Origin of the sequence: Metapseudomonas resinovorans (assembly GCF_002003485.1) — a bacterium.
Lineage (GTDB): Bacteria > Pseudomonadota > Gammaproteobacteria > Pseudomonadales > Pseudomonadaceae > Metapseudomonas > Metapseudomonas resinovorans_D.
On sequence record NZ_BDMA01000092.1, the window covers coordinates 41,405 to 64,573 of the forward strand.

Annotated in this window: 25 protein-coding genes; 10 read left to right on the top strand and 15 right to left on the bottom strand. The window is 63.4% G+C overall.

Going from position 1 to position 23,169, the window contains the following annotated elements; translation table 11 throughout:
* Window positions 1–14 precede the first annotated feature (14 nt).
* From MnOB_RS25945 to cmoB, 3 genes are all read left to right on the top strand, one after another.
* Window positions 15–587, top strand: coding sequence for a hypothetical protein (locus MnOB_RS25945; protein WP_077527411.1), 573 nt, complete (start codon window positions 15–17; stop codon window positions 585–587).
* A gap of 65 nt (window positions 588–652) precedes the next feature.
* The gene (gene cmoA / locus MnOB_RS25950) at window positions 653–1,396 is read left to right on the top strand and encodes a carboxy-S-adenosyl-L-methionine synthase CmoA (RefSeq protein ID WP_077527412.1); all 744 of its coding nucleotides are present in this window, start codon (window positions 653–655) and stop codon (window positions 1,394–1,396) included.
* Window positions 1,393–2,361, top strand: coding sequence for a tRNA 5-methoxyuridine(34)/uridine 5-oxyacetic acid(34) synthase CmoB (gene cmoB, locus MnOB_RS25955; RefSeq protein WP_077527413.1), 969 nt, complete (start codon window positions 1,393–1,395; stop codon window positions 2,359–2,361). The genes cmoA and cmoB overlap by 4 nt, the downstream gene beginning before the upstream one ends.
* Window positions 2,362–2,584: 223 nt before the next feature.
* On the opposite strand, the gene pdxJ is transcribed toward cmoB, so the two are convergent.
* From pdxJ to rpoE, 11 genes are all read right to left on the bottom strand, one after another.
* Window positions 2,585–3,331 (bottom strand): pyridoxine 5'-phosphate synthase, encoded by a 747-nt coding sequence (gene pdxJ, locus MnOB_RS25960; RefSeq protein WP_077527414.1) that lies wholly within the window; start codon window positions 3,329–3,331, stop codon window positions 2,585–2,587.
* A complete protein-coding gene (gene recO / locus MnOB_RS25965; RefSeq protein ID WP_077527415.1) occupies window positions 3,324–4,022 on the bottom strand; it encodes a DNA repair protein RecO in 699 nt (232 codons plus the stop codon). The genes pdxJ and recO overlap by 8 nt, the downstream gene beginning before the upstream one ends.
* A gap of 8 nt (window positions 4,023–4,030) precedes the next feature.
* Window positions 4,031–4,933, bottom strand: coding sequence for a GTPase Era (era, locus tag MnOB_RS25970; protein ID WP_077527416.1), 903 nt, complete (start codon window positions 4,931–4,933; stop codon window positions 4,031–4,033).
* Window positions 4,926–5,615: a ribonuclease III gene (rnc, locus tag MnOB_RS25975; protein ID WP_077527417.1), complete on the bottom strand. Its 690-nt coding sequence runs from the start codon at window positions 5,613–5,615 to the stop codon at window positions 4,926–4,928. The genes era and rnc overlap by 8 nt, the downstream gene beginning before the upstream one ends.
* Complete coding sequence (locus MnOB_RS25980; protein WP_077527418.1) at window positions 5,612–5,989, bottom strand: DUF4845 domain-containing protein; 378 nt, start codon at window positions 5,987–5,989, stop codon at window positions 5,612–5,614. The genes rnc and MnOB_RS25980 overlap by 4 nt, the downstream gene beginning before the upstream one ends.
* Window positions 5,990–6,103: 114 nt before the next feature.
* Window positions 6,104–6,958 (bottom strand): signal peptidase I, encoded by an 855-nt coding sequence (lepB, locus tag MnOB_RS25985; protein ID WP_077527419.1) that lies wholly within the window; start codon window positions 6,956–6,958, stop codon window positions 6,104–6,106.
* A gap of 5 nt (window positions 6,959–6,963) precedes the next feature.
* Window positions 6,964–8,763: a translation elongation factor 4 gene (gene lepA, locus MnOB_RS25990; protein WP_077527420.1), complete on the bottom strand. Its 1,800-nt coding sequence runs from the start codon at window positions 8,761–8,763 to the stop codon at window positions 6,964–6,966.
* A 152-nt stretch (window positions 8,764–8,915) separates the two neighbouring features.
* A complete protein-coding gene (locus MnOB_RS25995; RefSeq protein ID WP_107504135.1) occupies window positions 8,916–10,349 on the bottom strand; it encodes a DegQ family serine endoprotease in 1,434 nt (477 codons plus the stop codon).
* 186 nt (window positions 10,350–10,535) lie between these two features.
* Window positions 10,536–11,486, bottom strand: a complete 951-nt coding sequence (locus MnOB_RS26000; protein WP_077527422.1) for a MucB/RseB C-terminal domain-containing protein — start codon at window positions 11,484–11,486, stop codon at window positions 10,536–10,538.
* A gap of 8 nt (window positions 11,487–11,494) precedes the next feature.
* Window positions 11,495–12,088 (bottom strand): sigma-E factor negative regulatory protein, encoded by a 594-nt coding sequence (locus tag MnOB_RS26005; RefSeq protein ID WP_077527423.1) that lies wholly within the window; start codon window positions 12,086–12,088, stop codon window positions 11,495–11,497.
* A gap of 31 nt (window positions 12,089–12,119) precedes the next feature.
* The gene (gene rpoE, locus MnOB_RS26010) at window positions 12,120–12,701 is read right to left on the bottom strand and encodes an RNA polymerase sigma factor RpoE/AlgU (protein WP_077527424.1); all 582 of its coding nucleotides are present in this window, start codon (window positions 12,699–12,701) and stop codon (window positions 12,120–12,122) included.
* Window positions 12,702–13,082: 381 nt separating this feature from the next.
* Here rpoE and nadB point away from each other — a divergent pair, with 381 nt between their 5' ends.
* A complete protein-coding gene (nadB, locus tag MnOB_RS26015; protein ID WP_077527425.1) occupies window positions 13,083–14,699 on the top strand; it encodes an L-aspartate oxidase in 1,617 nt (538 codons plus the stop codon).
* Here the strand turns inward: nadB and MnOB_RS26020 are convergent.
* Together MnOB_RS26020 and MnOB_RS26025 are read right to left on the bottom strand one after the other, a co-directional pair.
* A complete protein-coding gene (locus MnOB_RS26020) occupies window positions 14,668–15,120 on the bottom strand; it encodes a protein YgfX (RefSeq protein WP_077527426.1) in 453 nt (150 codons plus the stop codon). The genes nadB and MnOB_RS26020 overlap by 32 nt on opposite strands.
* Window positions 15,104–15,358, bottom strand: a complete 255-nt coding sequence (locus MnOB_RS26025) for an FAD assembly factor SdhE (RefSeq protein WP_077527427.1) — start codon at window positions 15,356–15,358, stop codon at window positions 15,104–15,106. Before MnOB_RS26025 ends, MnOB_RS26020 begins: the two co-directional genes overlap by 17 nt.
* A 119-nt stretch (window positions 15,359–15,477) precedes the next feature.
* Here MnOB_RS26025 and ygfZ point away from each other — a divergent pair, with 119 nt between their 5' ends.
* The 3 genes from ygfZ to MnOB_RS26040 all read left to right on the top strand — a co-directional run bounded on the left by ygfZ (window position 15,478) and on the right by MnOB_RS26040 (window position 18,103).
* A complete protein-coding gene (gene ygfZ / locus MnOB_RS26030) occupies window positions 15,478–16,419 on the top strand; it encodes a CAF17-like 4Fe-4S cluster assembly/insertion protein YgfZ (RefSeq protein ID WP_077527428.1) in 942 nt (313 codons plus the stop codon).
* A 22-nt stretch (window positions 16,420–16,441) separates the two neighbouring features.
* On the top strand, window positions 16,442–17,278 hold the full coding sequence (locus MnOB_RS26035; protein ID WP_077527429.1) for an HDOD domain-containing protein: 837 nt from the start codon (window positions 16,442–16,444) through the stop codon (window positions 17,276–17,278).
* A gap of 69 nt (window positions 17,279–17,347) precedes the next feature.
* Complete coding sequence (locus MnOB_RS26040; RefSeq protein ID WP_077527430.1) at window positions 17,348–18,103, top strand: substrate-binding periplasmic protein; 756 nt, start codon at window positions 17,348–17,350, stop codon at window positions 18,101–18,103.
* A gap of 35 nt (window positions 18,104–18,138) precedes the next feature.
* On the opposite strand, the gene MnOB_RS26045 is transcribed toward MnOB_RS26040, so the two are convergent.
* Window positions 18,139–19,524, bottom strand: a complete 1,386-nt coding sequence (locus MnOB_RS26045) for a sensor histidine kinase (protein ID WP_077527431.1) — start codon at window positions 19,522–19,524, stop codon at window positions 18,139–18,141.
* A complete protein-coding gene (locus MnOB_RS26050; protein ID WP_077527432.1) occupies window positions 19,517–20,188 on the bottom strand; it encodes a response regulator in 672 nt (223 codons plus the stop codon). Before MnOB_RS26050 ends, MnOB_RS26045 begins: the two co-directional genes overlap by 8 nt.
* A 201-nt stretch (window positions 20,189–20,389) precedes the next feature.
* Between MnOB_RS26050 and MnOB_RS26055 the strand changes: the two genes are divergently transcribed.
* The 3 genes from MnOB_RS26055 to MnOB_RS26065 all read left to right on the top strand — a co-directional run bounded on the left by MnOB_RS26055 (window position 20,390) and on the right by MnOB_RS26065 (window position 23,168).
* On the top strand, window positions 20,390–21,655 hold the full coding sequence (locus MnOB_RS26055; protein WP_077527434.1) for an OprD family porin: 1,266 nt from the start codon (window positions 20,390–20,392) through the stop codon (window positions 21,653–21,655).
* Window positions 21,656–21,685: 30 nt separating this feature from the next.
* Entirely contained in the window at window positions 21,686–22,660 is a 975-nt protein-coding gene (locus MnOB_RS26060; RefSeq protein WP_077527435.1) for a Bug family tripartite tricarboxylate transporter substrate binding protein, read from the top strand.
* Between the two features lie 64 nt (window positions 22,661–22,724).
* On the top strand, window positions 22,725–23,168 hold the full coding sequence (locus MnOB_RS26065; RefSeq protein WP_077527436.1) for a tripartite tricarboxylate transporter TctB family protein: 444 nt from the start codon (window positions 22,725–22,727) through the stop codon (window positions 23,166–23,168).
* Window position 23,169 lies beyond the last annotated feature (1 nt).

A 23,169-nucleotide genomic window follows, 5' to 3' on the forward strand; every position in this document is an offset into this window, starting at 1 on the left:
AAATGGAGCGTGTGATGGGCAGCCTGGTACGACTGTGGAGCCTGCTTTGCTGTGCGGTTCTTCTCACAGGCTGCGGTAGCCTGCTGCCCAGCGAGCGGGCCGAAGTTCTGTCGCCATTCAGGGACTACACCGATGCGGAGATCCGCTATTCACAGGCGGTGCCGGGAAAGACGACGCGCCCCGAGCTGTTTTCCCTGGGCTTCGACCCGCTGATCCAGGGCAACGGCAAGATGCTTTCGTTCATCGACGTGCGCCTGATGTTCGTCCAGCCCAACGTGCCCATCGACTATCTTCCTGAAGGCCTGATGAAATGCCTGGAAGCCAAGGATCGCTGCATCGGTTACGCCTTCGAGTTCACCAAGACGGATACCCAGCGGGTCGGCAACTTCTGGGCCGACGTGTTCAACTTCCGCAAGAACCGGGAGTTGCAGGGCTGGGTCTTCCGCGCGGTGTTCGTGCTGGTGGATGACGTGGTGGTGCACAAGGTGAGTAACGGCGAGCCGAACATCCGCCGACATGAGGTCAAGCGCAATCCACTGGGGCCGCTGCAAGGGGCAGGCGAGTTCTTTTCCGATCAGCTGAAGTGAGGGTGGTTTGGCCGCGCCGCGCAGTCCGTTAGAATGCCGGCCTTTTCCATTGCTGGTACCGGCCCGTGACCGAACGTCCCGATCGCATCTACGCCAATCCCCAGGCCCAAGTCGCCGACTTCGCCTTTAACGAGGACGTGGTCCGGGTCTTCCCGGACATGATCAAGCGCTCGGTACCGGGTTATCCCACCATCGTCGAGAACATCGGCGTGCTGGCGGCGCAATTCGCCCAGCCCGGCACCCCGCTCTACGACCTGGGCAGCTCCCTTGGCGCGGTGACCCAGGCGCTGCGTCGCCATGTGAAGACCGACGGCTGCAAGGTCGTCGCTGTGGATAACTCCAGCGCCATGGTGGAACGCTGCCGCGAATACCTGCACGCCCAGGACGCCATGTTCCAGGAGTTGTTGCCGGTCGAGGTGATCGAAGCCGATATCCTCGCCCTCGACTTTCAGCCCTGCTCGCTGGTGGCGATGAACTTCACCCTGCAGTTCGTACCCCGCGAGCACCGCGTCGAACTCCTCTCCCGCATTCAAAAGGCGCTGCTGCCTGGCGGTGCGCTGATCCTCTCCGAGAAGCTGCGCTTCGAAGACGCCGAAGAACACCAGTTGCTCACCGAACTGCATGTCGCCTTCAAGCGCGCCAATGGTTACAGCGAGCTGGAAATCGCCCAGAAGCGCAGCGCGCTGGAAAACGTCATGCACCCGGACAGCCTGGAAGAACACCGCGAGCGCCTGCTGGCCGCCGGTTTCTCCAAGGTCGTGCCCTGGTTCCAGTGCCTCAATTTCGCCTCACTGATCGCCCTACCATGATTCGTACGCTGGACCTCGATGCCCTGCAGCAAAGGCTGGCAGGCACTCCCCTGCAGGATTGGGCGGTCGACCTGCCCGCACAACTCGACGCAAAGATGACGGTTGGTCATGGCGACCTGGAGCGCTGGGGCGCTGCGGTCAACGCCCTCCCGACCCTGCAACCGCAACAGGTGGAACTGGCCCAGCGCTTCCTGCTTGACGGCCCCTGTGACGAAGCAACCCGCGCTGTACTGAAGTCCGCGCTGCAGGGACTCATCCCTTGGCGCAAAGGCCCCTTCGAACTGTTCGGCGTGCACGTCGACACCGAGTGGCGTTCGGACTGGAAGTGGTCACGGGTAGCGCCCCATCTCGACCTGCGCGGTCGCCGCGTGCTGGATGTCGGTTGCGGCAACGGTTACTACCAGTGGCGCATGCTGGGTGCCGGCGCGGATAGCGTGGTGGGTATCGATCCGAACTGGTTGTTCTTCTGCCAGTTCCTGGCCATGAAGCGCTTCCTCCCGGACCTCCCGGCCTGGCACCTACCGCTGGCGCTGGAAGAGCTGCCACCCAAGCTGGAAGGGTTCGACACCGTATTCTCCATGGGCGTGCTCTATCATCGCCGCTCGCCTATCGACCACCTCTTCGACCTCAAGGACTGCCTGCGCCGGAATGGCGAGCTGGTGCTGGAAACACTGGTAGTGGAAGGTGACGCCCAGCAGGTACTGGTGCCCGAGGACCGCTACGCGCAGATGCGTAACGTCTGGTTCCTGCCGTCAGTCCCGGCACTGGAGCTGTGGCTGCGCCGCGCGGGTTATGTGGATGTCCGTTGCGTGGATGTCAGCTACACCAGCGTTGAGGAGCAGCGCAGCACCGAGTGGATGCGTTACCAGTCGCTGCCCGAATTCCTCGACCCCGCCGACCACAGCCGCACCATCGAAGGCCTCCCGGCACCGGCTCGCGCCGTGCTGATCGCCCGCAAGCCCTGACGATCGCTGCTTATGGGGGCACGCACCGCTTTTCGTAGGTTGGGTAGAGCCTGCGAAACCCAACGCAGCGAACTCACCCCGCACATCGTTGGGCCTCGTTCCTCGGTGCCAACCTACGGGGCCGCTGCGCAGCCCTTCGCGATTGAAATCGCCCCCACAGGAACCGAATCCTGTGGGGGCGAATTCATTCGCTGAACTGCAAATCCGCTTTCTGCAGCGCCTCTCAGCGTTTGGGGGCGGCCGCAACGATCAGCTGCTTCATTTCCACAACCGCCTGTTTGAAGCCGACGAACAGCGCGTGGGCCACCAGTGCGTGGCCGATGTTCAGTTCGTTGATGCCAGGAATCGCCGCAACCGGCTCGACGTTGTGGTAGTGCAGGCCGTGGCCGGCGTTGACGATCAGGCCGAGGCGAAGGCCCAGCGCCACGCCCTCCTGGATGCGCTGCAGTTCGCGAGCGGCTTCTTCCGGATTGTGGGCATCGGCATAACGGCCGGTATGCAGTTCGATGGCCGGGGCGCCAACGCGGTGCGCCGCCTCGATCTGCTGCAGATCGGCATCGATGAACAGCGACACCTCACTGCCCACTTTGGCCAGGCGCTCCACGGCGGCCTTGATGCGGGCTTCCTGGCCAGCAACGTCGAGGCCACCTTCGGTAGTCAGCTCCTGGCGCGTTTCCGGCACAAGGCAGACATGCTCGGGACGAATCTCCTCGGCGAAGACCATCATTTCCTCGGTTACACCCATCTCGAAGTTCATGCGGGTCTGCAGAACCTCCTTGAGCAGGCGCACATCGCGCTCCTGGATGTGACGGCGGTCTTCACGCAGGTGCACGGTGATGCCGTCGGCGCCTGCCTCTTCGGCGTCCAGCGCTGCCTTGACCGGGTCCGGGTAACGGGTGCCGCGGGCCTGGCGAAGGGTGGCGACGTGGTCGATGTTGACGCCGAGAAGTACGCGGTTGGCTTCAGTCACGGGATGGTTCCTTGATCGTCATGAATAGCTCGCGGCTGACCAGTGGCCGGCCGCCCAGGTGAGGTGCCAGGGCCTGCCGCATCAGGCGCTTGGCCGCGCCGAGGGCGCCCGGGGCGCTCCAGTCGGCTTCGGCCAGCGCGAGGAGTTCGCGGCCCTGGAACAGGCCGGGTTGCAGCTGCCCCACCGGCTCCAGTCCGGCATCGGGCAGCAAGCGGTAGATGCCGTCGGGTGCGATGGGTTGCCCGGCGACGTCCGAATCCAGGGCGAAACCATAGCCCAGCTCGTCCAGCAGGCGCCATTCGAATGCGCGCAGCAGGGGTTCCAGCGGACGGTTGGCGGCCAGGGCCTGGAGGGTGACGGCGTAATGCTCGAACAGCGCCGGCTGCGGGTCTTCGGCCGGCAGCAGGCGAACCAGCAATTCATTGAGGTAGAGGCCACTGAACAGCGCTTCGCCAGCCAGCAGGTTGGGAATGCCGGCACTCTCCAGCCGGCCGACGTTCTTCAGCTCGCCGCGGCCACGGAATTCGGCTTCCAGTGGCAGGAATGGCCGCGCCAGGGTACCGGCCTTGCCGCGAGCACCGCGCAGCACCGCGCGCAGGCGACCTTCAGGCGTGAAGAAGTCGACCAGCGCGCTGCTTTCCCGATAGGCCCTGCTGTGCAGGACGAACGTCGGTAGCGCCGCGCTGATCATCGAGAGGCTCAGAGGTCGTTGTAGCCCAGGGAACGCAGGGCACGCTCGTCGTCGGACCAGCCGCCCTTCACTTTCACCCAGAGGTTGAGCATGACCTTGGAGTCGAACATGGTTTCCATGTCCTTGCGGGCGTCCTGGCCGATGCGTTTGATGCGCTCGCCACCGTCGCCGATGATGATCTTCTTCTGGCCATCGCGCTCAACCAGGATCAGGGCGTGGATGTGCAGGACACGGCCTTCCTGCTTGAACTCTTCGATTTCCACGGTGATCTGGTAGGGCAGCTCGGCGCCCAGCTGGCGCATGATCTTCTCGCGCACCAGTTCAGCGGCAAGGAAGCGGCTGCTGCGATCGGTGATCTGGTCTTCCGGGAAGAAGTGATCCCCTTCCGGCAGACGCTCGGCCACCAGGCGCTCCAGGGTATCCAGGTTGTGGCCTTGCAGAGCGGAGATCGGCACCAGCTCGGCGTTCGGCAGCTGTTCCTGGAGCCAGGACAGGTGCGGGATCAGGTCGCCCTTCTCGTCCATGCGGTCGGTCTTGTTCACCGCGAGCAGAACCGGACCCTGCACATACTGCACACGCTCCAGCACCAGCTGGTCCTCTTCGGTCCAGCGGTCACGGTCGACAACGAAGACGACCACGTCCACGTCCTTCAACGCCGCGGAGGCGCTGCGGTTCATGTAGCGGTTCAGCGCCTTGTCGCTCTTCTTGTGCAGGCCGGGGGTGTCGACGTAGATCGCCTGGACGTTGCCCTCGGTCTTGATCCCCAGCATGTTGTGGCGGGTGGTCTGCGGCTTGCGCGAGGTGATCGCCAGCTTCTGTCCGAGGATGTGGTTGAGCAGCGTGGACTTGCCCACATTGGGGCGGCCGACGATGGCGACATAGCCGCAGCGGGGGGTATCGATATCAGTCATTGCCATTCTCCACACCAAGGGCGACCAGGGCGGCGGCGGCGGCCACCTGTTCAGCGATACGGCGGCTGGCGCCCTGGCCCTGGGTCTTGTCATTCAGCAGGGTGACCTGGCACTCGACGAAAAAGGTTCGGCAGTGCGGTTCACCCTGGATATCCACCACTTCATAGCGTGGCAGTTCGCAGGCCCGAGATTGCAGGAATTCCTGCAGACGGGTCTTGGGATCCTTGTTGGTATCCACCAGGGTCAGGCCTTCCAGTTCATTGGTCAGCCAGGCGAGGACGCGCTCGCGCGCGGCCTCCATGCCGGAATCCAGGTAGATGGCGCCGATCAGCGCTTCCAGTGCATCGGCGAGAATCGACTCACGGCGGAAACCGCCGCTCTTCAGCTCGCCCGACCCCAGGCGCAGGTACTCGCCCAGTTCGAAGCCACGAGCCAGTAGTGCCAGGGTCTCACCCTTCACCAACCGTGCGCGCAAGCGCGACAACTGGCCCTCGCGGGCCTGGGGGAAGCGTTCGAACAACGCCTCGCCGGCGACGAAATTGAGGATGGCATCGCCGAGGAATTCGAGGCGCTCGTTGTTGCGCCCCGCAAAACTGCGGTGGGTCAGGGCCAGAGTCATCAGACTCTGGTCCTTGAAGGTATAGCCGAGCTTACGCTCGAGACGACTGAGGGATACGCTCACTGGGCTCGCACACGGAATTCTTTGTCGAAGCGCACCACCAGATCGAGGTTCTCGACCAGGGGTTCGCGTTTTTCATACTGCAGGTGCGCCTGGAACTCGTTGTTTTCCAGGGTCACCTTCAATGCCTTGTCCAGGTCCAGATCACGGATACCGTTGACCTGCATGCCCTTGGACACATGGCTGTAGAAGTCGGGAATCGTCCTGATTTCCAGGGCTTTCTCGGTTTCCACCGAAGTGATGATCTTCTCCAGGGAGAAGAAATCCAGGTAATGCGGGATGACCTTGAAGGCGGTGCTGGCCAGGAAAGCCACTACGGCCAGGACCAGCAGCCAGCCCATAACCGACATACCCTTCTGCTTACGCGCGAACGTCATGATCGACCTCAATGTCTGTTTTTATTGGAGGCCGGTAGGCCCGCAAGCAAGACTATATAGCGACTGCGGCGCTGTCATGAACAACGCCGCAAAACCGCAATGGCGAGGGGCCTGTTAGCGAATCAGGCCCACTCGGGAGAAGTTTGGCAGATTGCGCATCTTCGGATCGGGCCAGCTCATCCACACGGCGAAGGCCTTGCCGACGATATTCCGGTCCGGAACCATGCCGAGCAGGTCCTTCGGAATGCGAGGGTCGTTCCAGTAACGGCTGTCGTTGGAGTTGTCCCGGTTGTCGCCCATCATGAAGTAATGCCCCTGAGGCACCACCCACTCGCGGCCCGGCTCCATGCGGTAGCGCTTCATTTCCTTGCGGATCAGGTGCTCGGCCTCGCCCAGTTTCTCTTCATAGAGATTGGCGCTGCCCAGCGTGCCCGGTTCTTCGCCCAGCAGCTTCTCGGCGACCGGCTTACCATTGATGGTCAGGTGCTTGTCGCTGCTGTAGGCAATGCGATCGCCCGGCAGGCCGATCACACGCTTGATGTAGTTGATGTTCGGGTCGCTGGGATAGCGGAACACCATGACATCGCCGCGCTGCGGGTCACCCACCTCGATCACCTTGTTATCCAGCACCGGCAGGCGGATGCCATAGGCGAACTTGTTGACCAGGATGAAATCGCCCACTTCCAGCGTCGGCTTCATCGAGCCGGACGGGATCTGGAACGGTTCGACCAGGAAGGAACGCAGCACCAGCACGATGGCCAGCACCGGGAAGAACGACTTCCCGTACTCCACCAGCAGCGGTTCCTTGTTCAGCCTGTCGAGGACGTCCGGATCGGGCTCGTTGACCTGCCCCTCGTAGGCGGCAATCGCAGAGCGCCGGCGCGGCGCCAGCAGAACGAGGTCGACAAGCGCGAGGACGCCGCAAACTGCCACGGCGATAACCAACAACAGCGGGAAATTGATCGACATAGACCCTAGCTATCCACTTTGAGCACAGCAAGGAAGGCTTCCTGCGGGATTTCCACGCTGCCGACCTGCTTCATCCGTTTCTTACCGGCCTTCTGCTTCTCCAGCAGCTTTTTCTTACGGCTGACGTCGCCGCCGTAGCACTTGGCCAGAACGTTCTTCCTGAGCGCTTTTACGGTAGTACGCGCAACGATCTGTCCACCGATCGCCGCCTGGATCGCCACGTCGAACATCTGACGCGGGATCAATTCCTTCATCTTCTCGGTCAACGCACGACCTTTGTAGTGGGCCTGGTCGCGGTGCACGATGAGTGCCAGGGCATCGACCTTCTCGCCGTTGATCAGCACGTCCAGCCTCACCAGATTAGCGGGTTCGAAGCGATCGAAGCTGTAATCCAGCGACGCATAACCACGACTTACCGACTTCAGGCGATCGAAGAAGTCGAGCACCACCTCGTTCATCGGCAGGTCGTAGCAGACCTGAACCTGCGAGCTGAGGAACTGCATGTCGCGTTGGACGCCGCGTTTCTCGATGCACAGGGTGATGACGTTGCCGAGGTGTTCCTGGGGAACCAGGATGTTGGCGCGAACGATCGGCTCGCGCATTTCGGCAATGGAGGCGAGGTCGGGCAGCTTGGACGGGTTGTCGACGTAAATCGTTTCGCCGTTCTTCTGCACGATCTCGAAGACCACGGTCGGCGCGGTGGTGATCAGGTCCAGGTCGTATTCGCGCTCCAGGCGCTCCTGGATGATCTCCATATGCAGCATGCCGAGGAAGCCGATACGGAAACCGAAGCCCAGGGCCTCGGAGCTTTCCGGTTCGTACTGCAGGGCCGCGTCGTTCAGGGTCAGCTTCTGCAGGGCTTCACGGAAGTCCTCGAAATCGTCGGAGCTGACCGGGAACAGGCCGGCGTAAACCTGCGGCTTGATGCGCTGGAAGCCTGGCAGCACGTCCACATCAGGGGTGTTGGACAGGGTCAGGGTATCGCCTACCGGCGCGCCCAGGATGTCCTTGATGCCGGCGATGATGAAACCTACTTCGCCAGCCTTCAGATCCGGCATCTCAGTGTGTTTCGGGGTGAATACGCCCACGCTGTCCACTTGGTGGAGCTTGCCGGTGGACTTCACCAGGATCTTGTCGCCCTTCTTCACGCGACCATGTTTGACGCGCACCAGAGAGACCACGCCCAGGTAGTTGTCGAACCAGGAGTCGATGATCAGGGCTTGCAGCGGAGCGTCGACCTCGCCTTCCGGCGCCGGGATCACTTCCACCAGGCGCTCCAGCACGTCGATCACACCCATGCCGCTCTTGGCGCTGCAGGGGACGGCGTCGGTAGCGTCGATGCCGATGATGTGTTCGATTTCTTCCTTTACCCGCTCCGGCTCGGCCTGGGGCAGGTCCATCTTGTTCAGCACGGGCATGACTTCCAGGCCCTGCTCGATGGCGGTGTAGCAGTTGGCCACGGACTGCGCTTCAACGCCCTGGCCGGCGTCCACCACCAGCAGCGCGCCTTCACAGGCTGCCAGGGAACGGCTGACTTCGTAGGTGAAGTCCACGTGGCCGGGGGTGTCGATGAAGTTCAGCTGGTAGGTCTTACCACTCTGAGCCTTGTAATGCAGGGTGACGCTGTGGGCCTTGATGGTGATGCCGCGCTCACGTTCCAGGTCCATGGAGTCCAGTACCTGGGCCTCCATCTCGCGATCGGACAGGCCGCCGCACATCTGGATGAAGCGGTCAGCCAGGGTCGACTTGCCATGGTCGATGTGGGCGATGATGGAGAAATTGCGGATATGACTCAGGTCACTCACAGGTCAACACTCAAAAGAAGCCGCAAGCAGGTTGCTCGCCGAAAAATAGCGGGGGAGTTTACCTGATCGGCGACCTGCCCGTCACGCCCATGCGGCGGAAGGCAGGAACGAAAAAGGGCGGCCAATGGCCGCCCTTTCGTACCGCAACCGCTTTATTCGGCCAGCTTGAAGGTAATGAAGCTGGCGCGGCCCTGACGCAGGACACGCATGGACACCGAACGGTTCTTCGGCAGGTCCTTGGCGACCTGGGTGAATGCCTTGGCAGACGTGATGGCCTGGTTGTTCAGGTGAGTGATCACATCGCCCGGACGCAGCCCCATCATGGCAGCCGGACCATCCTGGACTTCCTTGATGACCACGCCACCCTGGATATCCAGGGACTTTTTCTGCTCCTCGGTCAGCTCGACCACGCTCACGCCCAGGCGATTGCTGCTGCGCTCGACGCCATCGCCGGTCGCGGCAGCCATTTCGTCGCCGTCTTCCGGAAGCGCACCGATGGCCATGTCGAGGGTCTTGCGGCTACCGCCACGTACCACCTCGAGCTGAATCTTGCTGCCGGGTTTGAGATTGCCCACAAGGTGCGGCAGGTCAGCGGAAACCACGATCGGCTGGCCGTTCATGCTGAGGATGACGTCACCAACCTGGAGGCCGCCCTTGGCCGCCGGACCACCTTCCTGGACCTGGGCAACCAGTGCACCGGCAGGCTTGTCCAGACCGAAGGACTCAGCCAGGTCCTTGTTCACTTCTTGGATCACAACGCCCAGCCAGCCGCGGCTGACCTTGCCTTCGGACTTGAGCTGGTCGGCCACGCTCATGGCGACGTCGATCGGGATGGCGAAGGACAGGCCCATGAAGCCGCCGGAGCGAGTGAAGATCTGCGAGTTGATGCCGACCACTTCACCGTCCAGGTTGAACAGCGGGCCACCGGAGTTGCCCGGGTTGATGGCCACGTCGGTCTGGATGAACGGCACATAGTTCTCGTTCGGCAGGCTGCGGCCCTTGGCGCTGACGATACCGGCGGTCACAGAATGGTCGAAGCCGAAGGGCGAACCAATGGCCAGCACCCAGCTTCCCACTTTGAGTTCGTCGGACTTGCCAATCTTCACGATCGGCAGGTCCTTGCCGTCGACCTTCAACAGCGCCACATCGGTACGCGGATCAGCGCCGATGAGCTTGGCTTCCAGCTCACTGCGATCGGACAGGCGCACGATGATCTCATCGGCATCGGCCACCACATGGTTGTTGGTCAGGACATAGCCGTCCTTGGAAATGATGAAACCGGAACCGAGGGACTGCGCCTCGCGCTGGCGGCCACCCTGGGGATTGCGCGGCACTTGCGGCATGTTGCGCTCGAAGAATTCGCGCAGCATCGGCGGCAGGCCTTCCAGGTCAGGCATCACCGGGGCACCGGCCGCAGCACCACGCTGGGGCAGCTTCTGCCGGGTACTGATGTTGACGACCGCCGGGGACGCCTCTTCAACCAGAGGCGTGAAGTCCGGCAGTTCGGCACGGGCCACGAGGGTTTGACCGAGCAGCAGCAGGGCTGCCACGGCGGTCATACAGGATTTGAGGTTAAGCATCGACATACAGCTCCCGTCGCATAACGAGTGGTATGAACCCACCGGGCCGCCCGGCCCTGCGAGCAAAACAGAAAAACAAAAGCAAAACGGGCCCGGAGCATCAGCCCCAGGCCCGGTGGAACAACGTGAAAAAGACAAGGCGGGAGCCTGGGCTCCCGCGCTGCAATTCGGATGCAGATCCTGTAGCAGGGATCATTGTGTCGCAGTGGCCTCCGCTGCCCGCATGGACAGGGCGACGCGTTCGGCCGTTCCCAGCGGGATCTCGCCGACCACCGTCACCATCACGTCGCCATCTGGCGTGCTGACCCGCTTGGACACCATCACGGTCGGCCCCAGCTGACTGCGCGCATCTTCGACGACAGCGCCATGCAGCGGCTCAAGGAATACCGAGAAGCGCGCCAGTCCATCGCTGTAGAGCAGGCTGGACACCGCATCGGATGACACTGGGCTACGACGTTCCTGGGCACTGGACAGGCTGAAGCCCGGAGGCAGCCATTCGGATCGCCAGTGGGCGGGCTTGTCGCCCTGCGCCTCGGTGAGCCGTACGGCCTTGCAGGCAGAACTGGGCTGCAGATCGGCATCAGCCGGAGCCCCGGCAGTATCGAGGCGGGTGAACTGGAAGCGTTCGAGGAGCTGCCCCTTGTCACTGAGCAACAGCGACTTGAGAGGCAGTCCGGTATCACGATCCAGATGCAGCTCGAAGCCGTAGCGGTGCTGGTCGCGCGGGGTCAGGGTCAGCACCGTCGCCGGTCGCCCGGCTACGCGTGACTCGCCGGCCAGGCGCAGGTCGTACCACTCGGAGAGTTGCTTGGCATCGAGCGCCCGGGCGGGCCAGACCTGGCTATCGGACAACTGATCGGATAGGGAACCACCCACGCACTGGGTGCGGCCATTGACCCGCACCACTTCCTGGGCCGGCCCATCGAGCTGTAACAGACGCTCGCGCACTTCCCCGCCCTGCTGGACCTGATGCCAGACTTGGTGAGTGGAGAAACTCCCGTTTCGCTCGTAGACGAACGTTCCCTGGAAACTCTGGCGCAGCTCCGCGTCAGCGAGTCGCTGCAGCCAGTCCTGAGCGTCGGCGGCCAGGGCTGGTTGAGCCAACCAGCCGCCAAGCAAGATGAATACCGGTAGTGCGCGCATGTTCCTCCTCAGCGGCTCTCCAGACTGGCAGCGCGGGCGTATGGCAGAGCACTGTCGCTACCGCTCATGGCCGCCTGCTGCGCATGTTGCCGCAGGTAAGCCGGCAAGCGCTTCTCATGCCAACCGGACGACGACTGGGTCGCGCCGATGGGCTGCTGCACTTGCTGGGCTTCCTCACTATAGCCAGCCAGCACGGCACCCTGCTGGGCCTGCGGCATGACCATGGCGGGTTGGCCAGCTTGCTGCTGAGCCAGTTGCTGGGTGCCGGCGGCTTCGTCCTGGTTGTACAGGCGAACACCCGCCAGCACAGCCACGGTGACAGATGCGGCCACAGCCAGGCGACCCAGGCTGCGCCAAGGACCCTGCACGGCCTTGACCGGCGGTGCTGATTCCTCGGCCAGTGCGGCGGAAACAGCAGCTGCGATGTCCAGGCGCGGCTCCAGCAGCTCCTTGTGCATCACGGCACGAGCGATCTGGTAACGCGACCAGGTTGCCCGCAACTCTTGATCTTCGCTGGCGGCGAGAACTCGGCGCAGCTCCAGTTCGTCCGCCTCGTTATCCATCACCGCGGACAGCGATTCCTGCATAGCTTCACGACTCATGGCGGTTCCCCTCTTGGCTGTCGCCGCTGTCTCAGGTTCCATGCAACAGAGGTTGCAAGGCTTTATCGATGGCTTCCCGCGCCCGGAAGATGCGGGATCGCACAGTACCGACCGGACACTGCATAACGCTCGCAATGTCTTCGTAACTCAGACCGTCGAATTCGCGCAGGGTCAACGCCGTGCGCAAATCTTCCGGCAATTGCTGGATGCTCCGGTGCACTGTGGCCTCGATCTCGTCACGCAGCAGGGCTCGCTCCGGTGACTCGATATCCTTGAGGGCGTGGTCGCCGTCATAAAACTCGGCGTCCTCAGCACTTACATCACTATCTGGCGGGCGTCTGCCACGCGCCACCAGATGGTTCTTCGCCGTATTGATGGCGATACGGTACAGCCACGTATAAAACGCACTGTCGCCGCGGAAGTTTCCGAGCGCACGGTAAGCCTTGATAAAGGCTTCCTGGGCTACGTCCTGGGCTTCCTGGGCGTCGTGCACGAAACGCACGATCAATCCGAGAATCTTGTGCTGGTACTTCAACACCAGCAGATCGAAAGCCCGCTTGTCGCCTCGCTGCACCCGTTCGACCAGCTGCTGATCCTCTTCCTGGGTTAGCATGAACACTCCTCGTCGTTCTCGAAGGGGTGTTGCGCCAGCCAGTGGATCGGCTTGCCAAAATAGACTCGGGCGTTGCGCAAAAGTTCTCCCCTCCAAGCAAGCTTCCCGCAGATTGTCTTTTCATCTGCACGGAATGACGCAGCAGGGCTCGCGGCCATGCTGCGCCGAATATAAGTCGCTTGATCTACAGGCATCCGGGTTGCACATTTCATGTGCATTCGTTGCGTGAATGTAAGCAAGCACCGTCTCTTCAAAATGGTGACCCTGAATGGAACCCGAACGACTAAAAAAGTTCCCTAGCGCCATACATGGTCATAAGCGCGCTATTGTGCCGCCCGCCCCACCTATATACTAGCCGCCGCTTTTTTCGCGGGAACCGACATGAGCCAACATTTCCAGCATGACGTACTGGTCATCGGCAGCGGCGCCGCCGGCCTGACCCTGGCCCTTACCCTGCCCTCGCACCTGAACATCGTGGTCCTGAGCAAGGCCGACCTCAGCAATGGTTCGACCTACTGGGCCCAAGGCGGGGTCGCCGCTGTGCTGGACAATACCGACACCGTCGATTCCCACGTCGAGGACACCCTCGTCGCCGGTGCCGGCCTGTGTCGCGAAGATGCCGTGCGCTTCACGGTGGAACACAGCCGTGCGGCCATCCAATGGCTGATCGACCAGGGCGTGCCGTTCACCCGTGACGACGAAAGCGCCCGCGAAGACGGCGGTTTTGAATTCCACCTGACCCGCGAAGGCGGCCACAGCCATCGGCGCATCATCCATGCCGCCGACGCCACCGGTGCCGCCATCTTCAATACCCTGCTGGAACAGGCCAAGAAACGCCCCAACATCCAGTTGCTGGAGCAACGGGTGGCCGTCGACCTGATCACCGAGCGCAAGCTTGGGCGCGAGGGCCAGCGCTGCCTGGGTGCTTATGTACTGAATCGCAACAATGGCGAAGTGGATACCTTCCACGCCCGCTTCACGGTGCTCGCCTGCGGTGGTGCAGCCAAGGTCTACCTCTACACGAGCAACCCCGACGGCGCCTGCGGCGACGGTATCGCCATGGCCTGGCGCGCCGGCTGCCGGGTGGGCAACCTTGAGTTCAACCAGTTCCACCCCACCTGCCTCTATCACCCGCAGGCCAAGAGTTTCCTGATCACCGAAGCGGTACGTGGCGAAGGCGGACTGCTCAAGCTGCCCAATGGCGAGCGATTCATGCAGCGCTTCCACCCTCGCGCCGAACTGGCCCCACGCGATGTCGTGGCCCGGGCCATCGACCACGAAATGAAGCGCCTGGGCGTGGACTGCGTCTACCTGGACATCAGCCACAAACCCGCCGAGTTCGTGAAGAGCCACTTCCCCACCGTCTACGAGCGCTGCCTGGACTTCGGCATCGATATCACCCGCGAGCCCATTCCGGTGGTTCCCGCGGCGCACTACACCTGCGGCGGCGTGGTAGTGGACAAGCACGGACGCACCGACATTCCGGGTCTCTACGCCATTGGCGAGACCAGCTTCACCGGCCTGCACGGCGCCAACCGCATGGCCAGCAACTCCCTGCTGGAATGCTTCGTCTATGGCCGCTCGGCGGCGGAAGACATGCTCGGCCAGCTGAACAAGGTGCGCATGCCCACGAACCTGCCGACCTGGGACGCCAGCCAGGTAACCGACTCGGACGAGGACGTGATCATCGCCCACAACTGGGACGAGCTACGGCGCTTCATGTGGGACTACGTTGGTATCGTGCGCACCAGCAAGCGCTTGCAGCGCGCCCAGCACCGTGTGCGCCTGCTGCTCAGTGAAATCGATGAGTTCTACAGCAACTACAAGGTCAGCCGCGACCTGATCGAATTGCGCAACCTCGCGCAGGTAGCAGAACTGATCATCCGCTCGGCCATGCAGCGCCACGAAAGCCGCGGCCTGCACTACACGCTGGATTACCCGGACCTGCTTCCGGAAGCCAAGGACACTATCCTGGCTCCGCCCACCTTCGGCGACTGAAGCCCAGCCTCACCCGCAACCGGCGGTGCTGCTCCTGATCGAGGGCATCCGCCGGAATGCACAGCCCGCTACTCCAGTACGCTCCCGGAACCCGAAAGCGCAGGATCACCGCCAGCGGCTGCGCCATGCTGTCAGGGCGCAAGCGGACCGGCGTCCAGCCATCCACCGCGCGCCATAGCTGCCAGCCTTCGTCGTTCAGGCGTAATCCGGTAAAGGCTTTGGGGGACGTGAGAAGAATCTGCCTGGGCAGGCACCAGGCGGCGTGTGCCACGCAGGCAAGATGGCCGGCGAGCCGCGCCCAGAGAGGAATGTCGGCGAGTGACAGGGCCAGAACGGCCAGAAAAGACAGGATCAGGTAGAGCGCCAGCAGGCGCCGCGACGGGCGCCAGTGGCATTCGAAGGCGTTACTTGGGCTGGACACGGTCCAGGATCATGCGAACCATGCGGCGCAAGTCCGCATCTTCCGGTTCGCCGCGCTGCATGAACCAGCCGAACATGTCCTGGTCTTCGCATTCCAGCAGCTTGCGGAAGCGGGCCTGGTCTTCAGCGTCGAGACTGGGATAGACCTCCTTCACGAAGGGGACGAGCAGCACGTCCAGTTCAAGCATGCCGCGACGGCTGTGCCAGAAGAGTCGGTTCAGTTCAATTGAGTCGGCCATCACAGCGCCTCCAGGAATGAGGCGCGCATTATAACCACAGCCGCCGGCCCGGGCACCCGCTGACAAGCCACCAGCGGGACTCTATGATGGCGCCCCAGACTTTTTTCCAGCGATCCGTAATGGCCGACTCAGCATTCTTCTGTCCGCTCACCCATGAAGGCCTGCTCGCCGTGCGCGGCGTGGATGCCGCGAAATTCCTTCAGGGCCAGGTGACCTGCAACCTCAATTACCTGGACCAGGCCACCAGCAGCCTGGGTGCCCGCTGCACGCCCAAGGGCCGGATGACGTCCAGCTTCCGCATCCTCATCGAGGGCGAGGGTCTACTCCTGGCCATGGCCAGCGACCTGATCGAAACGCAGCTGGCCGACCTGAAGAAATATGCCGTCTTCTCCAAATCCACCCTGACCGACGAAAGCACCGACTGGGCGCGCTTCGGCCTCAGCAAGGGCGATGGTGCGTTGCTTGCCCTGGGGCTGGACCTGCCACACGCCACCGACAGCGTCGCCCGAGAGGGCAAGCTGATCGCCGTGCGTCTAGCCGACGGCCGTGCCGAGCTCTGGGCTCCCCAGGCAGAGGCCGCCACCGTGGAAGCCCGCCTGGCCGCGCAATTGCCACAAGCTCCCCTGGGTGCCTGGCTGCTGGCGCAGGTGCGCGCTGGTGTAGGCCAGGTGTTCGGTGCCACGCGCGAGATGTTCATCCCGCAGATGATCAATCTCCAGGCCCTGGGCGGCGTCAGTTTCAAGAAAGGTTGCTACACCGGCCAGGAAATCGTTGCCCGCATGCAGTACCTGGGCAAACTCAAGCGTCGCCTCTACCGCCTGGCCCTGCCCACGGGCGAGCTGCCCCAGGCCGGTGCCGAACTGTTCTCCCCGGTCCACCAGAGTTCCGTAGGTGAAGTGGTGCTGGCAGCGCCAGCAACGAACGGTTGCGAGCTGCTCGCCGTGCTTCAGGAGGACGCCGTGAAGGATGGCCGCATCCACCTCGGCACTGCCGATGGCCCGGCACTGAGCCTGCTCGACCTGCCCTATACCCTGGACGCCGACCGCGAAATCCAACGCTAGCCCGCCCCTGACGAGAATCTCAATGAGCAAGCTTGCCGACAAAGTCCTACAAGACCTCATCAAAGCGATCGAATGCGATGAACTGGTGCTGCCGACGCTGCCGGAAGTGGCGCTGAAGGTGCGCGAAACCGCCGAAGACCCGAACGCCGGCATCCAGGACCTGACCAAGGTCATCGGCAACGATGCCGCGCTGACCGCCCGCATCATCAAGGTGGTGAACAGCCCGCTGCTGCGTACCAACAAGGAAATCACCGACCTGCAGATGGCCATCAGCCGTCTCGGCATCAACTACACCAGCAACCTCGCCACCGGCCTGGCCATGGAGCAGATGTTCCAGGCCACCACCGACGTGGTCGATCGCAAGATGCGCGAAGTCTGGAACAAGAGCACCGAAATCGCCGGCATCTGCCACGTCCTCTGCCGTCACTACACCCGCCTGATGCCTGACCAGGCCACCCTGGCCGGCCTGGTGCACCAGATTGGCGTACTGCCGATCCTCACCTATGCCGAAGAGCACAACGAACTGCTGGCCGACTCCATCAGCCTAAACCACGTGATCGAGCGCATTCATCCGCTGATCGGCGACCGCATCCTGCGTGCCTGGGAATTCCCCGAGCCGATCGCCGTCGTTCCGAGCCAGTACCTGGACTTCAGCCGCAACTCGGCCCGCGTCGACTACATCGACATCGTCCAGGTTGCCACCCTGCAGAGCTACCTCGGCAGCGAGCATCCCTACACCCAGCTGGACTGGGCCAAAGTGCCCGCCTTCGCCAAGCTCGGCCTCGACCCGAACGTCGACATGCAGGCGGACGAAGACCTCTCCGCCGCCATGGAAGCGGCCATGGGCATGCTCCAGTAAAAGACCCACGCGCATTCATCCATGCAGCGCTAGACTCAGCCTTCCCCTGACGTCGCTGGATGGATCCGGATGCGCGTATTCCTTCTCGCCCTCTGCCTGCTGTGCCACGGCTTCGCCGTCGCAGAAGAGGTTCGCCTGACCAATGGCGAATGGGCGCCCTACCTGGGCGCCAAGCTGCCTCATCAGGGCGTGGCGTCGCGCATCGTCGAAGAAGCTTTCGCCCTGGAAGGGATCAAGGTGAATTGGGAGTTCTATCCCTGGGCCCGCTCGATGCACCTGGCCGAACGCGGCGAACGCGCCGGTACCGCCGTCTGGCTGCGCAGCCCGGAGCGGGAGCAACGCTTCTTCGTCAGCGACCCGGTCGTGGAAAGCAGCTACTACCTGTTCCACCGCAAGGATCGACCTTTCGACTGGAAACGCATTCCCGACCTCAAGGGCATACGCCTCGGCGGTGCGATTGGCTATGACTACGGGGCGACCTTCCAGCAGGCCGAGCGCAGCGGCCAGATCCAGGTCAAGCGCCTGAGCGGTGAGGAACAAGGCCTGCGCATGGTCCTGGCCGGACGGCTCGATGCTTTTCCAATGGACAAGGTGGTCGCCTTCGCCCTGCTCAACGACAAGTTCAGCTCCGCCGAGCGCAAGCAGATGAGTTTTCACCCCCTCCCCCTGCGCAGCGACAGCCTGCACCTGATGCTCTCCCGCGAGGTGCCCGGCAACGCCGAGCTGATCGTCCGCTTCAACCAGGGCCTGGCCCGCTTGCGCGAAAGCGGCAAGGTTGCCCAGTACCTGATGGAAGTCCAGCAGCCGCTGAGCCTGGCGCCGTAGCGCAAACGCTGGACTGTAGGGTCCGCCTGCGCTGATTACACCAGCGGGAAACTCACGCGCACCTTCAATCCACCACTGTCTCCATCGTGCAGGCTGATCTCAGCCTGATGGGCGCGGCAGATCTCGCCGACGATTGCCAGCCCCAGCCCCGCCCCTCCGCTCTGGGCATTGCGGCGATAGAAGCGCTGGAACACCTTGTCGCGCTCCTCGGGCGGAATGCCGCTGCCGTCGTCCTCGACCTCCAGCAGCGCGGGCGAACGCACCCGCAGGATCACGTTGCCGCCCTTGGGCGTATGGGCCAGCGCGTTGTCGACCAGGTTGCAGAGCAGCTCGTTGAGCAGGGTCGGCTCGCCCATCACCCAGACCTGATCTTCCGCTTCCAGAGCCAGGGCAATACCACGGGCATGGGCCAGGGGCGCCAGCGCCATGCCCAGCTCCCTCGCCAGTTGGCCCAGTTCGATGCGTTCGGCACCGCCTTCGGCAATGGCCCGCGCACCGCTTTCGATACGCGCGAGGGACAGCAACTGGTTGGCGAGGTGAGTCAGGCGGTCGGTGTTCTGCGCTGCCTCCTCAAGGGTCGAGCGCCAGACAGCCGGTTCGTGCTCGCGCAAGCCCAGCTCCACCCTAGCCTTGAGAGCGGCCAGCGGCGTGCGCAGTTCATGGGAGGCATCGGCAATGAAGTCCGCCTGGCGCTGGAACAGCCCCCGCAGACGTTCGGTGAACTGGTTGAGCGCATCCACAAGTGGACGCAACTCGCGCTGCACCGCCACTTCCGGCAAGGGTCGAAGGTCATCCGCCTGACGCTCCTCCACCGCCAGGCGCAGCTTGTTCAACGGACGCAAGGCGGCGCTGACGGCCAGCCAGACCAGCACCAGCGCCGCCACCACCAGCAACACCAGGCGCCAGATGCTGTCCACCAGCAGGCCCCGGGCAAGGCGCTCACGGGCGCTTTCGGTTTCCGCCACGCGGATTTCCGCAATGCCGTTCAGCCTGGGCTCGCTCACCGGCTGCAACAGACTGACCACCCGCACGCCCGTGCCTTCGTACTCGGCATCGTAAAAGCGCGCCAAGGCAGGGTAATCGTCGGTGCGAAGTGTGCCCGGCGGTGGCGCCGGCAGGTGGTCGTATCCGGACACCAGCTTCCCGTCCGGATCGATCACCTGGTAGAAAATGCGCCCGGCGCTGTCGTAGGCGAAGACATCGAGCGCCACATAGGGCACGTCCGCCCGCAAGCGGCCATCGGTCTCGTAGAGGCCATCGGCGATGGCCCGTGCCGAAGCCAGCAGCGTGCGGTCGTAGGCAGTGTCGGCGGCCTCGCGGGCATTCCAGTAGGAACTCAGGCTGGCAATCAGCAGCAGTGCACCCAGCATCAACGCCAGACGCCGCAGCAACCGCCCGCGCAGGCTCCCGGCTTCACGCATCCTGGCTCTCCAGCAGGTAGCCCAGCCCCCGGAAGGTGACGATACGTACCGCGCTGCCTTCCAGTTTCTTGCGCAGGCGATGGATGTAGATTTCGATGGCGTCCGGACTGGCCTCCTCATCCAGGCCGAATACCTGGGAGGCCAGCTGTTCCTTGCTCATCACTCGCCCCGGCCGCGCGATCAGCGCTTCCAGCACCGACTGCTCCCGTGACGTCAGGCTGAGGATTTCGTCCGCCAGGCTGAAACGCCGAGTGCCCAGGTCATACACCAGCGCGCCGCAGCGCTGCTGTTGTTCGCCGCCGAGAACGCTGCGGCGGAGCAGCGCCTTCACGCGGGCTTCCAGCTCGGTGAGTTCGAAGGGCTTGGCCAGGTAATCGTCGGCACCGAGGTTCAGGCCATGGACCCGGTCTTTCACCTCGCCGCGGGCGGTCAGCATCAGCACCGGCAGTGTCTTGCCGCGCCCGCGCAGGCGCGCCAGCACTTCGAAACCGTCCATGCGCGGCAGGCCGACGTCCAGCACCGCCAGCGCGTAGTCCTCGCTGGCCAGCGCCAGGTCGGCGGCAACACCGTCGTGCAATACGTCCACCGTCCAACCCGCGCCCTTGAGCACCTGGGCAACGCTCTCAGCCAACTGTGGATGGTCTTCGACCAGCAGGATTCGCACGACAAAGTCTCCGAAATGGCAGCGATCGCTCAGAAGTTTAACGGGGCGCCAGCCTCTGTGAACGACATGACGACTTTCTTTCACGCTGAAAGGCTGGCGAAAGTTTCACTGCATAGCATCGCGACAGGGTGGCAAGTACCACCCCATAAAAGCCGGCCCGTGGTTGCGCCGGCTTACAAAAACAACAATGGAGACCACTCGATGCTCACTGCCGCACGGCAGGCGCATGCGCCTGTTTGCACACTCAGCCTCGCCATCGCTGGCTGCACCCTGGCCACGTCAGCCCATGCCGAGTTCATCAAGGACAGCTCGGCTACCCTCGAAGCCCGCAACATCTACCTCAACCGCGACTTCCGCGACGGCAGCGGCCAGTCCAAGCGCGAAGAATGGGCGCAAGGCTTCATCCTCAATATCGAATCCGGCTACACCGAAGGCACTGTCGGCCTGGGCCTCGACGCGCTCGGCATGCTCGGCATCAAGCTCGACTCCGGCCCCGGTCGCAGCGGCACCGACCTGCTGCCGGTACAGGATGACGGTGGCACCCCGGACGAATACAGCAAGCTCGGCCTGACCGCGAAGATCCGCGCCTCGAAGAGCGAGCTGCGGCTGGGAACGCACATTCCCGAGCTGCCGGTGGTGAAAGCCAGCGACAGCCGCATCCTGCCCCAGGTCTTCGAAGGTGGCCTGCTCAGTTCGAAGGAAATCAGCAACCTGACCTTCACCGGCGGGCGCCTGTCAGAGTTCAAGGACCGCGCTTCCACCAACTCCGAAGACCTGGCCATCAACAACAAGAACAAGCGCTTCGCCGCGGCCGCCACAGGGGATCATTTCGACCTTGCCGGCGCCGACTACGCATTCAACCAGCAGCTCACCGGCCGCTATTACTTCGCCGAGCTGGACGACGTCTACCGCCAGAACTTCTTCGGCCTGCTGGCCACCCAACCGCTCGGCGCCGGCATGCTAAGCGCCGACCTGCGCTACGCCATCAGCGACGACACCGGTCGTGCCGAGGCCGGCAAGGTGGACAACCGCGCCCTCAACGGCATGGTCAGCTACGGCCAGGGCAGTCAGAAGTTCGGCCTTGGCTACCAGCGCATGAGCGGCGACACCGGCTACGCCTACATCGATGGCAGCGACCCGTTCCTCGTCAACTTCGTGCAGATCAACGACTTCGCCAACGCCGACCAGCGTTCCTGGCAAGCCCGCTATGACCTCGACCTGGCCGCCATGGGCGTGCCCGGCCTGAGCTTCATGACCCGCTACATCACCAGCGACAACGCCCAGGTGACCGGCAGCAGCGAAGAAGGCCGCGAATGGGAACGCGATGTCGAGTTCAAGTATGTGGTGCAGAGCGGCAGCCTGAAAAACCTGGGCGTGCGTGTTCGCCACGCCGGATTCCGCTCAAACTTCGCCCGCGATGCGGATGAACTGCGCCTGATCGTCAGTTACGCACTGCCCATTTGGTGAACCACAATAAAACTCCACAGGAGAACCCCGATGAAAACTGCCCTCTCCCGCATCGCCCTGGTCACCTCCGGCCTGTTGTTGTCCACCCAGCTGATGGCCGAGCCCAAGCGCCCCGAGTGCATCGCGCCGGCCAAGCCCGGCGGCGGCTTCGACCTCACCTGCAAGCTCGCCCAGAGCGGCCTGAAGGATGAAGGTCTGCTCAAGGCTCCCATGCGTGTCACCTACATGCCCGGCGGCGTCGGCGCCGTGGCCTACAATGCAGTGGTCGCCCAGCGCCCGAAGGACGCCGGCACCATCACCGCCTTCTCCTCCGGCTCCCTGTTGAACCTCGCCCAGGGCAAGTTCGGCCGCTATGACGAGAACGCCGTGCGCTGGCTGGCCGGCATCGGCACTGACTACGGCGCCATCTCCGTGCGCGCCGATTCCCCCTACAAGACCCTGAGCGAGCTGGTCGAAGCGGTGAAAAAAGACCCGGCCGCCATCGTCTTCGGCGCCGGCGCCACCATTGGCGGCCAGGACTGGATGCAGACGGCCTTGATTGCCCGCGCCGCCGGCATCGACCCGCAGAAACTGCGTTACGTGGCCTTCGAGGGGGGCGGCGAAACCCTGACCGCCATGCTCGGCGGCCACGTGCAGGTCACCAGCAGCGGCCTGGGGGAAATCACGCCGCAGCTCGCCGCCGGCAAGATCCGCATCCTTGCCGTGCTGTCCGACCAGCGCCTGCCCGGCAAGCTGGCGGAGATTCCCACCGCCAAGGAACAGGGTTTCGACATCGTCTGGCCGGTGATCCGCGGCTTCTACATGGGCCCGGAGGTGAGCGACGAGGACTTCAACTGGTGGAAACAGCAGTTCGACACCCTGCTGGCCAGCGACGAGTTCGGCAAGCTGCGTGAACAGCGCGACCTCTTCCCCCTGAGCCTCACCGGCGATCAGCTGAAGGCCTACGTCCTCGACCAGGTGAAGCAGTACAAGCAACTCGCTGGCGAATTCGGCCTGGCGCAGTAATCGCCTCAGCCTCCCCTCTCCCGACGGGAGAGGGGACATCACTCCGATTCCTAGGTATTCCGCCATGTACGTACGAATCTTCGCTGCGGTCTGGCTGCTCGTCTGCGCCTTGCTCGCCGTGGTCGCCTGGGGCTTCCAGGCCCCCTTCAGCTACGACCCGGTCGGCCCGCGCGCCTACCCCCTGCTGCTGCTGTTCCTGATGGCCACCGCCGCAATCTGGCTGATCTACAAGCCAGGCGATGCCGACAATCTGCCGATCTCCTGGCCACTGGCGCGCAAGGTGGCCCTCTGCGTGTTCGCCCTGTTCGCCTATGCACTGCTCTTCGAGCCCCTTGGCTTCATCGTCAGCACCTCCCTGGTCGGCTTCGGCCTCGGCCTGCTGTTCTTGGGGCGACCGCTGGCCAGCCTGGTCAGCGGTGTGCTGATGGGCCTGCTGCTCTACGGCCTGTTCGACTATCTGTTGGATGTCCCGCTGCCCCTGGGCCTGCTGGCATTCCTGGAGAACTGAG

Excerpts from the sequence above, each read along its gene's own strand:
- MnOB_RS25945 (WP_077527411.1), top strand. The coding sequence starts at position 15 with ATGGGCAGCCTGGTACGACTGTGGAGCCTGCTTTGCTGTGCGGTTCTT.
- cmoB (WP_077527413.1), top strand. The coding sequence starts at position 1,393 with ATGATTCGTACGCTGGACCTCGATGCCCTGCAGCAAAGGCTGGCAGGC.
- recO (WP_077527415.1), bottom strand. The coding sequence starts at position 4,022 with ATGATCAGCGCGGCGCTACCGACGTTCGTCCTGCACAGCAGGGCCTAT.
- era (WP_077527416.1), bottom strand. The coding sequence starts at position 4,933 with ATGACTGATATCGATACCCCCCGCTGCGGCTATGTCGCCATCGTCGGC.
- MnOB_RS25980 (WP_077527418.1), bottom strand. The coding sequence starts at position 5,989 with ATGACGTTCGCGCGTAAGCAGAAGGGTATGTCGGTTATGGGCTGGCTG.
- lepB (WP_077527419.1), bottom strand. The coding sequence starts at position 6,958 with ATGTCGATCAATTTCCCGCTGTTGTTGGTTATCGCCGTGGCAGTTTGC.
- MnOB_RS25995 (WP_107504135.1), bottom strand. The coding sequence starts at position 10,349 with ATGTCGATGCTTAACCTCAAATCCTGTATGACCGCCGTGGCAGCCCTG.
- MnOB_RS26000 (WP_077527422.1), bottom strand. The coding sequence starts at position 11,486 with ATGCGCGCACTACCGGTATTCATCTTGCTTGGCGGCTGGTTGGCTCAA.
- MnOB_RS26005 (WP_077527423.1), bottom strand. The coding sequence starts at position 12,088 with ATGAGTCGTGAAGCTATGCAGGAATCGCTGTCCGCGGTGATGGATAAC.
- rpoE (WP_077527424.1), bottom strand. The coding sequence starts at position 12,701 with ATGCTAACCCAGGAAGAGGATCAGCAGCTGGTCGAACGGGTGCAGCGA.
- nadB (WP_077527425.1), top strand. The coding sequence starts at position 13,083 with ATGAGCCAACATTTCCAGCATGACGTACTGGTCATCGGCAGCGGCGCC.
- MnOB_RS26025 (WP_077527427.1), bottom strand. The coding sequence starts at position 15,358 with ATGGCCGACTCAATTGAACTGAACCGACTCTTCTGGCACAGCCGTCGC.
- ygfZ (WP_077527428.1), top strand. The coding sequence starts at position 15,478 with ATGGCCGACTCAGCATTCTTCTGTCCGCTCACCCATGAAGGCCTGCTC.
- MnOB_RS26035 (WP_077527429.1), top strand. The coding sequence starts at position 16,442 with ATGAGCAAGCTTGCCGACAAAGTCCTACAAGACCTCATCAAAGCGATC.
- MnOB_RS26040 (WP_077527430.1), top strand. The coding sequence starts at position 17,348 with ATGCGCGTATTCCTTCTCGCCCTCTGCCTGCTGTGCCACGGCTTCGCC.
- MnOB_RS26045 (WP_077527431.1), bottom strand. The coding sequence starts at position 19,524 with ATGCGTGAAGCCGGGAGCCTGCGCGGGCGGTTGCTGCGGCGTCTGGCG.
- MnOB_RS26055 (WP_077527434.1), top strand. The coding sequence starts at position 20,390 with ATGCTCACTGCCGCACGGCAGGCGCATGCGCCTGTTTGCACACTCAGC.
- MnOB_RS26060 (WP_077527435.1), top strand. The coding sequence starts at position 21,686 with ATGAAAACTGCCCTCTCCCGCATCGCCCTGGTCACCTCCGGCCTGTTG.
- MnOB_RS26065 (WP_077527436.1), top strand. The coding sequence starts at position 22,725 with ATGTACGTACGAATCTTCGCTGCGGTCTGGCTGCTCGTCTGCGCCTTG.